Origin of the sequence: Spirulina subsalsa FACHB-351, from assembly GCF_026130165.1 — a bacterium.
GTDB classification, from domain to species: domain Bacteria; phylum Cyanobacteriota; class Cyanobacteriia; order Cyanobacteriales; family Spirulinaceae; genus Spirulina_A; species Spirulina_A subsalsa_A.
The window spans coordinates 36,738-48,870 of sequence record NZ_JAIHOM010000029.1 but is presented as its reverse complement, the minus strand read 5'-3'; the positions used below and the strand labels follow the sequence as shown (position 1 = coordinate 48,870).

Sequence of the window (12,133 nt, the reverse complement as noted above, 5' to 3'; positions counted from 1 at the left end):
ACAAAACATTAAACTCTTGGGGGCGTGTGTAACCCGTCCCGAAAGCACCAACCTGCTATCTTGTTCGCTACTAGATAGAGTATCAGGTTAGGGCTAAAGCTCCGTCCTTTAGGGCGGAGAAGGTTACCCTATAAACTAAATCAGTAAACCCCAGAATCTCCCGCACTGAATTGTTCTCCAGTTTAAGGGGGAGCATCAACGCCACTGTAAACCATGCCCAAGGGTGTTTTATGTCAACTAATTTTAGGAATCATCACGCCGTGAATCGATCTAGTTTCCCTCCAGACTTCAATCCTGTGGCAATGGAAACCAATTCCTCTGAAGAGGGGATTGAGGAGATCGATTATGATCCCTTCACCTTTGAAACCCACTTTCACGGGGGTATGGGAATGTATGATTCCCCCCAAGTCGTCGCCGAATATTTGGATGCCCATGAAGGATGGTTTACGCGCTGTGCTAAACCCATGACAGCCGAGCCTTTTGGGGTTAATGGATATATTTTGACTATTGGGCGGTTTGGGGCATTTGGCTATGAAGTGGAACCTAAAATGGGGGTTGTTCTAGCTCCACCGGAGAACCAGATTTATGATATGTATAGTGTTCCTGTACCAGACTACACTCCTCCGGGCTATGATGTGGATTATTTTGCTTCCATGCGTTTAGCCGAAGTGGCTGGGGTAGCGGTGCCTTGGAATCAACATTATCCCGAGGATGCTGTTTTAACTCAAGTGACTTGGCATCTTCATCTCAAGGTGATGATTGAATTTCCCAAGTTTATCTACAAATTTCCTCGTCCCTTGTTGCAGAATACTGGAGATCGGCTACTAGCCCAAATTGTCCGGCAAATCTCCCCCCGTTTGACCTATAAAGTTCAACGTGATTTTCATAAACGTTTAGGTTTGCCTTTACCCCCTAAACAATCCCGTTATTTGCGGCGTTTAGGGGAGGCATTAGGGGAAGAGGAAGAAACCCCAGAAAATCCAGCGACTTTAAGCGATAAGTCAGATAATATGGATCTGAGCTAACCCTCCTTCGTTACAGCCGAAGTTCAACGGTGAGACTGTTGGATAGTCTATGGTCTGATGATCCTCTCCCAGTCTGCTCTCGTGGTTGCTGTATCCTATCGTCATCTACTCAACACATCATGGTAAGCCGCAAAGTCCTAATCATTGATGAAAACCACGAAATGAGGACGCAACTTCGGACATTGTTACCGAAAGGCAATTACGAAATTCAAGAAGCTGGGGATGGAGAGGAGGGGTTATCCTTAATCTATCAGGAAGGGGCTTTGATTCGCTTCATTATTTTGGAGGTGAATCTGCCGCAGTTGAATGGCTGGGAACTGATTGAACGGACTCAAGGCGATCGCACTCTAGAACACATCCCTATGGTGTTAATTGGTCGCAATACTACCCCTCCCGAGGGTTTGGTCTTAGACTCCCGCCCCATTGTCCTACTGGAAAAACCCTTTAGTAAAGGGCAACTCAAAGCGGCTGTCAAATCGGCCGTACATCAAGCTAAAGCCCTAAAAACAGCCAGTAGACAGGAACATCCCCCCGACGATACCCCCACCCCCTCAGAGGAAGTGATGGTCATGCCTCCCCCCCCTGTCATCACGGAGGAGATCAACACCTCCTCGGATGGCTTCGATTTTGATTTTGATCTTCCTGAAACTCCCCTAGAATCTCCCCCCTCAGCATTGGATTCGGTAGTTTTACCCCCAGAAGTCCCTCTCACAGAACCGGAAACGCCTAATTTTGATGATCCTGACCATCCCTTTGGAGAGTTAGAACAGTTTGGGGATTTTATGGCTCAATTCCCCCAAGAATTAAGCGGATTCGGCTCAGAATTAGCCCCGGATGAACTGGCAGAATTGGCCGCTTTGGCAAGGCGTTCTCTGGATTTAGAATTTGGCTCGGAAGATTCGGAAGATGATGATCCCAATGTCACGCCGTTAGATAATTACACTACTTCAGAGGAAGATACAGGGGCAGTGCCTACTCCAACTCCTGATCATCCTTTTACCCCCTCGCCCCATTTGTTAGAAACTGATTCCACCCCCGGAGAATTTGCGAATCCTTTTGCTGGGGATAATGATAGTTTGTCTGCTCCGGGCTTAGAGGAGATTCCTGATGATTTGTTTAGCCCCTTTGATGAGGAAAATGATGTTTTAGATTTAGATGAGGTGGGGTCAGATTTTGCTGATTCTGTCTTGACAAATGAGCCTTTTTCTGGTCAAGACTTAGGGGATTCAAAAGCCTTGAATTTCAATCCCCTTGATTCAGATCAAACTATTGTAGAAGACCAGCAACCGCTACCTGCCGACTTTTTAAATCTGCCGTTAGAAGAGGAAGAAGCCGAAGAATCAACGAGAAAAACAGGGATTGGTATTACCTTTGATGCGGATGGGGTAGAAGTAAACTTTGGCAATGTAGAAATTGAGTCTACGGAAGGGTTTAGTTTAAGCCCAGAAGAGGAGGAAGCAGAAGAGGAAAGTTATGGGGTCCATGATATTGTTTTAGAGGAAGACACCCAAACTAATCGTCAGAGTACATTAATTCAATCTCAAGTGACATTAGGGGGACTGGATGACCTGATGATGCGTTGGCAAAGTGCTATTGAAGCGGAACGATTAGGGGCATTAAGGGACGCATTTAATTACGGAGAGGAAGGATATCGTTTAGTGATTAATGCGGTGAAAGAAGAGTCTGGGATTATTCAAGAAACCGCCGAAAAACTAATCATTGAAAACCTAAAAAATCCCCAGCGTTACTTGCCGATGGTGATTGAGCAAAGTGACTGGTTGCAGATGGAATGTATCCATACTTTAGTGGGTCATACTTATTGGGTGCAAGCGTTGACGTTAACTCCGGATGGTCGCTATGCGGTGAGTGGGAGTAAGGACAGCACGATTAGGATTTGGGATATTTTAACGGGGCGAGAAGTGCGGACGCTAGTGGGTCATGAGTCGGCGGTGTTGTCCATTGCGGTGACACCGGAGGGCGATCGCATTGTCAGCAGTAGCACCGACGACACCATAAAAATCTGGGAGTTTGACAGTGGGGAAGAAATCCGCACCATTAGCAGCGACTCCCACAAAATCTATGCGTTAACGGTGAGTCCCGATGGGAAAACCGTAGTCAGTGCCAGCGCGGAAAATACCATCAAACCGACCTTTGATTTTAGTTTAGAAGAAATGCTCAGTCGTCTGCCCATGCAGAGTGTCCCCTTGGTGTTATTCATTCTCACCCTATTACGACGCACTCCCGCCATTAAGATATGGGATCTCGACAGTGGGGAAGAAAAAGGGAGCTTGATGGGGTATTCTCGGGGGGTGACAGATTTAGTGATCAGTCCGAAGGGCGATCGCGTGGTGAGTGGCAGTCGAGATCAAACCTTGAAAATCTGGGACTTGAAAAGCGGGAAATTTCTCAACACACTGTTAGGCCACACTGACGAAATTCGTTCCGTCTGTATTACCCCTAACGGGGAAAATATTATTAGTGGGAGTCGCGATCGCACGATTAAAATTTGGGATCTCAAAACAGGTCACGTTTTACGCACCCTGCGCGGCCATAATCAATCTGTCACCTCCGTAGCCATCAGTGGAGACGGCAAAACCATTATTAGCGGCAGTCGTGATAACACCGTGAAAATTTGGGACTTCCAAACGGGACAATATATCCATACCCTGATGGGACATACGGATTTAGTTCGTGCTGTAGCCGTTAGTTCTAACGGCAAAACCATTGTCAGTGGCGGTCGAGACAATACAATCAAAGTATGGAAATATATTTCCCATTCCTAGGGGCGGGTTGCCCAATTACGAGATGAACCTAGTCTGCCATCCTATCCGCCCACCCTGCGCGCACACAATCAGGTAAGGCTTCTGAGAGGTAAACATGGCTAATCGAGTACTCATCGCAGATGATAATAGTGCAATGCGCATTGCACTCCGGGAAATGTTGCCGGGGGGGAAATTTGAAGTGGTTGAGGCTGTCGATGGCAAAGCGGCACTGGCTACCATCAAAGAAGAACATGAGAACCTGCGCCTGATTATTCTTAAATATGCCTTGCCCCAGATTGAAGGCTGGAAAATCCTGCACAAAGCCCAAATGCACCCCAAACTCCAAAACATCCCCATGGTGTTAGTGGCCACAGAAAAAGATCCCGTGACCCAAAAACTAGCCGATGTGTTAGACTACTGCGCCGTGGTTACGCCGCCTTTTGAGCGCAAAACGTTCCAGAAAGCGATTAAGGCCGCGATCGCCAATGCCCAACGCCCTCGCACTCCTCAAGACCAACCTAAAGCCCACAAAGCCCAACCTAAAGCCCACAAAGCCCCCACCCCTCAAGCCAACCCCGATAATACCGCCACCCTGATCAGCGCCCACCCTGAACCCGCTCCCGTGAGTCCTCCCCCCCCTGTGGTTGCCCCGGAACCGGAATCCATCCCTGTCCCGGATAATGGTGTCCACCCTGTCCATTCTCCCTTAGAATTCCTCCCCCCCGGTACTCCCATCCCCTACGAATTCTTTGACTGTGTACAAACTAACGGCAACCGCCGCCAAGCCTATGGGATTCAAGATATTGCGATGAGTCCCGATGGTCTGACGTTTTACACCTGCGGCGAAAACAGTTATATCAGCCGTTGGGAATTAGCTACCCTGAGCAAAATTGAGCAGTTTAACCTCTACTCCAAAGGGGCCCACTGTATTACGGTGAGTCCTAATGGCAGTACGGTAATCAGTGGCGCTCACAACAGCAACATCAAACTCTGGAATATTATGACGGGGGAACTCCTCGACACCCTCAGTGATCAGTCGATGGGGATTAATAGTTTAGCCATGACTCCTGATGGACAAATTATTATTAGCAGTTCAGCCCACAGTAATATTAAACTCTGGGATTTTACCACGGGGGAACTCCTCGGCCCGTTTAATGATCAATCTATGGCGGTGACATCGGTGGTGATTTCTTCTGATGGTTCAACGGTTTTCACTGGATCTCACGACAGTAATATTAAGTTCTGGGACTTTGCGACGGGGGAATTATTGGGACCGTTGAATGTTAAATCCTTCCGAGTAACGACCATTGCTTTAACCCCAGATAATCAATGTATTGTTAGTGGGGATGAACAGGGAATGATTAATATTACTCGTCTAGATACAGGGGAAAATTTACGCACCTTAAAAGCTCACCAAACGGCCGTTAATGGGGTGGCCGTGAGTCCTGATGGTTGGTGGATTGTCAGTGCTAGTGATACGGAAATTAAGCTTTGGGGGATTGCGGAATAGGGAATAGGAGAGCGGGGGAGCAGGGAATTGATAATTGACAATTGACAATTATCAATTATTCCGCAAGCCCTAATTAGGGAATGAGTTGGGAAGCAATGGGCTTTTTGGTGACAGGACTGGATAGGACTACTGAGGTGCTGGTTTGCCCATACTGACTCAGTTTTCCGATAATCTGTTCTAGGTGGGCTAGGGAAGAGGCGATCGCACGCACGACAAAAGAAGTGTTCCCCGTGACGTGATGACACTCCAGAATCTCTGGCAACTCCTGCATTAAGGCAATTACTTGTTGATAATGTTCCGGTGAGGTGGTGAGTTGAATAAAGGCTAAAATGGGTAAGCCAATAGCCCCCGGATTCAAGTCTGCCCCATACCCGGCCACAATGCCCGATTCTTCCAGTTTCCGCACTCGTTCGGTCACAGCCGGAGGAGATAGCCCCACTCGTCGCCCCAATTCGGAAAAGGACAAGCGTGCATCTTTCTGTAAGGCTTTGAGCAGTTGCCAGTCTGTATGATCCAGTTGCATCGTTAATTTAAAAGCAATTATTCTAATATACCTTAAATATGACGGGTAAAGCAAGAACTTTGCTTAAAATTTATCTTTATTTTTGCCAAATATTCCTTTAAATTAAAACTAAGCTTTTAGACCCAATCTCCTCACCATGTTATCTCTATTTTTACAAGGAATGCTCTTTGGATTCGCGATCGCCGCTCCCATCGGGGCCATTGGTTTTCTCTGTATTCAACGCACCCTTAACCACGGTCGTCTCATTGGGTTACTCTCCGGTTTAGGGGCTGCCACAGCCGACGGAATTTATGGCTGTATTGCCAGTTTAGGCCTCGGTTTGATGAATCCTGTCCTAGAGCATCAAGGGCTATTACGTCTTTTAGGAGGGCTGTTTCTGCTCTATTTAGGAGTCCAAACCTTCACCAGTAAACCCCCTTCTCCTAACTCAGAAACCCCTTCCGCTACTGCCCCCATGAATGGTCTGTTTGCCTATAGTTCCACCCTTTTTTTAACCCTCACTAATCCCTTAACCATCTTTTTCTTTTTGAGTATCTTTTCCGGTTTAGGCTTAGGGGAGCATCACCATTTTTTGACTGCATTTCCTTTAATTCTGGGAGTATTTATAGGGTCAGCCTTGTGGTGGTTGTTGTTGAGTTCGGGAGTGAATCACTTACAACATAACGTTCTCTCCAATTCCCTCACCGTGGAAAAGCTACAATGGATTAATCGCCTGTCGGGGATTATTTTGATTAGTTTTGCGGTAATTTTGTTGTATAAAATTCCTCAATTTAGGTCATAAAATTTAGGTCATAAAATTGTCACGCTAGAGGAAGACAAAAACGGAAGGTACTCCCTTTTCCCAGTTCACTTTCTACTTCAATCTGACCGTTTTGTAATTCGACCAGACGGCGAGTAATGGCGAGTCCTAAACCTGTGCCGCTTCTAATACGGGAACGCGACCGATCCGCCCGCCAAAAGCGCTCAAAAACGTAGGGCAGGTCAGCCTCACTAATGCCAATGCCTGTATCCGTCACAGCGACCCAAAGGCGATCGCCTGTCTGCCAAGTAGTCAAGGTAATCTGACCCTCTTCTGTGTAGCGAATGGCATTGCCAATCAAATTGACCAAAATTTGTTCAGTCCGATCAGAATCCGCAATGACTCGTGGTAATTCTCCCTCAGTTTCTAGTACTAAAACCGGATTATCGTTTAATAGTTGATCCTTAAATCGTTCGACTAAAGATTCTAATAAAGGTAACAAATTAAAGGGCTTTAATTGAATGGGCAAATACCCCGCTTCTGCCTTAGAAATTTCCTGTAAATCATTGGCTAACCGTTCTAAGCGTCGGGTTTCTTTCACTAACCTTAAATAGAGTTCTGGCGACCCATCAATAGACCCATCGGCTAACTCTTCCAAATAGCCACGCACTACTGTTAAAGGGGTGCGCAATTCATGGGTTAAATCTCCAATTAACTCCCGTCGTCGCTGTTCTACCCCCTCCAAACTTTGCGCCATGCGGTTAAAACTATTACTGAGTTTCTGAAGTTCGGCGATTTCACTGCTGGGGACTCGTGCCTGTAAATTTCCCTCGGCAAATTTTTCGGTAATTTCAGTTATATTTTGCAAGGGTTTAATAATTCGACGAGAAGCCCAATAACTAACAACACCCGAGGCACTACTCCCCACTACAAATGACCAAATAGTGCTACGATTCCAAGCACTTTCAAACCCTTCGACTAGGTAAGTTCTCGCTAAACGAATGGTTAAAAACCCCCGTTGTTCGAGTTGCTCTAAACGCAGAACAAAAAAGCGGGGGGAGAAGTAACGCGCAATCAGGGTAAAACTGCCCAATCCTACCACCATGACTAATAAGTGGGAGAAAAATAAGCGCGTTCGGAGGTTGAATTTTGCCATCAATTCATGGGGATTTACAACAGTTGAGTTTTTGCCGACTCGATGGCGTTGCGAACTTGCTCAAAACCTGTGCCTCCGTAACTGTTGCGGGCGGCTACCACTTGCCTGGGTGCGATCGCCTGATAAATATCCTCTGCAAAGGCCGGATGGAGGGCTTGCCACTCTTCCAAGGTTAAATCCTTGAGCAGTTTTCCTGCCGCTAAACTGGTTTTTACCACCTTACCCACTAAATTGTACGCTTCGCGGAACGGAACGCCCTTAGCGGCTAAATAGTCGGCCACATCGGTGGCATTAGAAAAGTCTTCCTCAACGGCTGTGCTGAGGCGTTCAGTGCGAAATTCTAACCCTTCCCGTAACAGGATGGTCATGGCTTCTAAACTGCCTTGAACCGTTTTCACGCTGTCGAAAATGCCCTCTTTGTCTTCCTGTAAGTCTTTGTTGTAGGCCAGGGGGAGTCCTTTCATGATGGTTAACAGCGCTTGTAAATGCCCAAACACCCGCCCAGTTTTGCCCCGTACTAATTCGGGGATGTCGGGGTTTTTCTTCTGGGGCATGATACTGGAGCCGGTGGAACAGTTATCTTTGAGGGTAATAAAGCCGAATTCTTGGGAGGCCCAGAGAATGAGTTCCTCACTCAGGCGGCTGAGGTGAACCATGATTAAACTCGAAGCACAGAGGAATTCTATGGCAAAGTCGCGATCGCTCACCCCATCCAAACTATTGGCATAAACGCCGCCAAATTCCAATTCTGAGGCGGTGAAATGGCGATCAATGGGAAACGTGGTTCCCGCTAAGGCTCCACTGCCCAAGGGGGAAATATTGGTGCGTTTATAGATTTCCCCTAAGCGTTCCCAATCTCGTTGGGCCATTTGGAAGTAGGCCAGCAGGTGATGGGCTAAACTGAGGGGTTGAGCGCGCTGGAGGTGGGTATAACCGGGGATCAGGGTTTCAACGTGCTTTTCGGCGTGGCGTAACAAGACCCCTTGATATTCCCGTAGCTGTTGGCGAATTTCGGTGATTTGATCCCGTAAATAAAGGCGGATATCAGTGCCGACTTGATCATTGCGCGATCGCGCCGTATGGAGTTTTTTCCCCACATCTCCCACCAACTCCGTTAAACGACGTTCTACGGCAAAGTGAACATCTTCGGCCTCAATGCCGGGATTAAAATGACCTTCTCGGTATTCGATGCGAATTTGTTCTAGACCCGTCACCAACTGCATCGCTTCTTCTTTGCTAATAATCCCCGTATGGGCCAACATTTTGGCATGGGCAATCGATCCAGTAATGTCGTACTCAATCAGTTCAATATCAAAGCCGATACTGGCGTTAAAACGGGCAATAGCAGGATGTAGCGCACTTTCAAAGCGATCGCTCCAAGTTTTCGGTTGAGTCATAGCCTTAATCTACTTGATAACCTAGAGAGAGAAGGGCAAGGGAAAAGCCCCTTTCCGAGGGAGGAAAAGCTGGGGCCTAAGCTATTCCGTTTTATCCCAGCATCCCCCCAAACTGCCGGGATTTAAGGAATTCTTTGTTTATCCCACGCGGAGAGTGATCACACCCTGTCCTTAATACCGAAGAAATAGTTCAGAAAGGTCTGAGGGGGGAAGCCTTTCACCCCGGCATCATGCCTTTAAAGCCATAGCCAATAATAAAACCAATAATCAACGCCCAAACTTGACCCGATTCAATAAAGTTCTGGACAGCCCGTTGAATTTGTCCCAACACATCAGGATCATTTACAGTCTGGGCTAATAGAGTGCCTTCTAAAATCATAATATCCTCGCTCTTAACCACCAGATGAGTTTTTTCTGCCTTGATTATACGTGACATCCTGCCGATGCCGACCGCTTAGGCGATACCCTAGCAGGGCTGATAGAGGAAATGGATTACTGATTACTGTTGTGAACTACTCCACCCTGCTCCCTGCAAGCGAGGAAGGGGAATGCCGCAACATTTTGTTAAAGGACTTGCATCACCACAACAGTCATATCATCCCCTCGGGGACTATCCTCACCGCTAAACTCTTTCACCGCTTTAAACAGTTGATTCAGTAAAGCTTGAGGTCGATAACCTTGACGACAACACCATTCAAACACTGTAATTAAACCCTCTTCATCAAAGCGATCGCCCTCTTGATTCACCGCATCCGTGAAACCATCGGTATAGTACATAATGGTGTCCCCCGATTCCAGTTGAATTTGTGCGTCCTCATACTCAGAATTCGGTTCCAAACCAATTAACATCCCCTTCGTGTCTAATTTCAAAATCGAATGACTGGCCGCGTGCCACAGCAGGGGAGGATTATGGGCGGCATTGGTATAAGACAAAATCCGAGTTTTCGGGTCATACTCCGAGTAAAACAAGGTCAAGAAGCGATGAGAATTTTCCAAATCCACATACATGACCTGATTCAAGTGTTGGACAATAGTAGAAGGGGAGTGACGATTTAACACCTCAGCCCGCAACATTCCCCGCGTCATCGTCATAATTAGCCCGGCCGGTACCCCTTTCCCCATCACATCCCCAATCACAATACTCCAAGGCACTGAGGCCGCAGGTTGTCGCTCTTGGGGGTCAAACTGTTCATAACTTGCCGGAATAAAATCATAGTAGTCTCCCCCCACCCGGTTCGCCGTTTGGCAACTGGCCGCTAACTCTACCCCTTCGACAATCGGGCATTTGCTAGGTAGCAGATGATCCTGAATTTCGGCGGCAATTTCTAACTCCCGGTCGAGACGTTCTTTCTTGCGTAGTTCGTTGGTCAATTCATGATTGGCAATGGCTACAGCCGTTTGGTCAGCCACTAACTGGACTAATTTCTTGCGGGTCGTTGTCCAGATATACTCCTCATCCCGACTAAACACATACAAGCGCCCCCGTTCCTCATTTTTAATCAGGATGGGGGTGCCAAATAACTGTATATCATCCTCTAAGGATTGCTTTAACTGTTCATCTAACAAAGAGGGATTAAAGTGAATCGCTTTTAAATCCGGGGTTTTTACACTGCCCGATGAATAACTGGCAATCACCGGAGCATGACTCCCTTCGACGGCCATTTGCTTGGTGACAGACTCTAAAACCTGCCGGATATCCTGACAGGTATGACCTTCTTGGCAGTGCAATTGTTCTAGTCTAGCTTGGCCATTGGGTTTTAATAAAACTAAAGCCCCGCCATCGGCATCCGTGACCCGGGCGGCCATGAGCGGCACAATTTCTAAAAACTGATTGAGATTGTTGAAACTTCGCAGGGCAAAGCCCAAGGAACTCAAGAGATTTTGAATCCGGTTTTGTTCCCGATGGAGACGGGAAACTAATTCCTTGAGGGCGGAAACCGGAGTTTGATCGGCTTCTGTCTTGGTGGCAGAGGCAGAATCTGGAGAGGTGGAAGACTGGGGAGGAGGAAGGGGTGCTGCGGTCATGGGGTCAGGCGTTGGCAAGATGGAATCACGAGAGCAAATCGGGTGCGTTGGCGTAGCCTTCCCTAGGAAAGGAAAACCCAACCAAGGAAAGCCCAGCCTAGGAATCGCATGAATAGAGAGGATGGCAAAATACACCCAACTGAGTTGATCACTCCAAAAAGGTCTAGGGCTAAGTATCAGTCGGTTAAACTCAACGGGGTTCATTCCGCAAAACAGCCCTTGAATCAGTGGTCATTAATCCCCGGGCAATTTTAGCCCTGCCAAGGGAATGGTTTCCGTTTAAACTCTGTTAGCCCTTAGAAAATTCTTGATCAGTGGGTCAATGATAGCGCTAACGGTCTAACCGTTGATAAATCAAAATTTGACCGCTCAATTAGGCTAGATCGTAACTCAGGTTAGGAAGTTGTCCCATCATCCTTAACTGATTTAAAGTCATTTGTCAAGCACTTGGATCTCTGGGGGGGGTGGAGTGTGGGGGAGAGTCCTTAATCATGGATTCAAGATGATTTAATTCCGGTAAGATGAGGCGCTCCATCGCTAACTGCACTGCATTCGTGGAGCCTGGAACCGAAAAGATCAGTTTGTTTTGGTAAAGTCCTGCGATCGCCCGGGATGCGATCGCCCGAGAGCCAATTTCCTGAAAACTCAACAGCCGGAACAGTTCCCCAAAACCCGGTAACGTCTTGTCTAACAAGGGAACAATAGCATCATAGGTTCTGTCTCGTGGTGCAATCCCCGTCCCCCCATTGAGCAAAATCACCTGTAACTCCGAATTTTGCCCCCAATCCACCAGTTGAGCTTGAATGGCTTCTGGTTCATCCCGCAACACTTGATAGAAAATAATCTGATGACCCGCCTCACTCAATAAACGCTGCATCAACGCACCACTCGGGTCCGTTGCCACTGTTCGCGTATCACTGACAGTAATCACCGCGCAACATAACGCCTTGGGGTCAGAATCAGGATGAGGGGTTGGGATCATCAGAAAGGAGTCAA

General features: G+C 47.4%; 10 protein-coding genes. 4 read left to right on the top strand and 6 right to left on the bottom strand.

Annotated elements, in window-relative coordinates; genetic code table 11:
• The first annotated feature begins 230 nt into the window (after window positions 1–230).
• The 3 genes from K4A83_RS07840 (at window position 231) to K4A83_RS07830 (ending at window position 5,297) form a co-directional block, all read left to right on the top strand.
• Window positions 231–1,025 carry a DUF1997 domain-containing protein gene (locus K4A83_RS07840; RefSeq protein ID WP_407809942.1) on the top strand — a complete coding sequence of 265 codons (795 nt, stop codon included), beginning with the start codon at window positions 231–233 and terminating at the stop codon, window positions 1,023–1,025.
• A gap of 119 nt (window positions 1,026–1,144) precedes the next feature.
• A complete protein-coding gene (locus tag K4A83_RS07835) occupies window positions 1,145–3,808 on the top strand; it encodes a response regulator (protein WP_265263916.1) in 2,664 nt (887 codons plus the stop codon).
• A gap of 94 nt (window positions 3,809–3,902) precedes the next feature.
• Window positions 3,903–5,297: a response regulator gene (locus K4A83_RS07830; protein WP_265263915.1), complete on the top strand. Its 1,395-nt coding sequence runs from the start codon at window positions 3,903–3,905 to the stop codon at window positions 5,295–5,297.
• 73 nt (window positions 5,298–5,370) lie between these two features.
• On the opposite strand, the gene K4A83_RS07825 is transcribed toward K4A83_RS07830, so the two are convergent.
• On the bottom strand, window positions 5,371–5,820 hold the full coding sequence (locus K4A83_RS07825) for an Lrp/AsnC family transcriptional regulator (protein WP_265263914.1): 450 nt from the start codon (window positions 5,818–5,820) through the stop codon (window positions 5,371–5,373).
• A 136-nt stretch (window positions 5,821–5,956) separates the two neighbouring features.
• Between K4A83_RS07825 and K4A83_RS07820 the strand changes: the two genes are divergently transcribed.
• Entirely contained in the window at window positions 5,957–6,601 is a 645-nt protein-coding gene (locus K4A83_RS07820; protein ID WP_265263913.1) for a LysE family translocator, read from the top strand.
• Between the two features lie 19 nt (window positions 6,602–6,620).
• Here K4A83_RS07820 and K4A83_RS07815 read toward each other — a convergent pair whose 3' ends face one another.
• From K4A83_RS07815 to K4A83_RS07795, 5 genes are all read right to left on the bottom strand, one after another.
• Window positions 6,621–7,715 (bottom strand): sensor histidine kinase, encoded by a 1,095-nt coding sequence (locus K4A83_RS07815; RefSeq protein ID WP_265263912.1) that lies wholly within the window; start codon window positions 7,713–7,715, stop codon window positions 6,621–6,623.
• A gap of 14 nt (window positions 7,716–7,729) precedes the next feature.
• Complete coding sequence (gene argH, locus K4A83_RS07810; RefSeq protein ID WP_265263911.1) at window positions 7,730–9,112, bottom strand: argininosuccinate lyase; 1,383 nt, start codon at window positions 9,110–9,112, stop codon at window positions 7,730–7,732.
• Between the two features lie 217 nt (window positions 9,113–9,329).
• Window positions 9,330–9,548, bottom strand: a complete 219-nt coding sequence (locus tag K4A83_RS07805) for a hypothetical protein (protein WP_265263910.1) — start codon at window positions 9,546–9,548, stop codon at window positions 9,330–9,332.
• Window positions 9,549–9,676: 128 nt separating this feature from the next.
• The gene (locus tag K4A83_RS07800) at window positions 9,677–11,137 is read right to left on the bottom strand and encodes a GAF domain-containing SpoIIE family protein phosphatase (RefSeq protein ID WP_265263909.1); all 1,461 of its coding nucleotides are present in this window, start codon (window positions 11,135–11,137) and stop codon (window positions 9,677–9,679) included.
• Between the two features lie 439 nt (window positions 11,138–11,576).
• On the bottom strand, window positions 11,577–12,119 hold the full coding sequence (locus K4A83_RS07795) for a MogA/MoaB family molybdenum cofactor biosynthesis protein (protein WP_265263908.1): 543 nt from the start codon (window positions 12,117–12,119) through the stop codon (window positions 11,577–11,579).
• Between the last annotated feature and the right edge of the window lie 14 nt (window positions 12,120–12,133).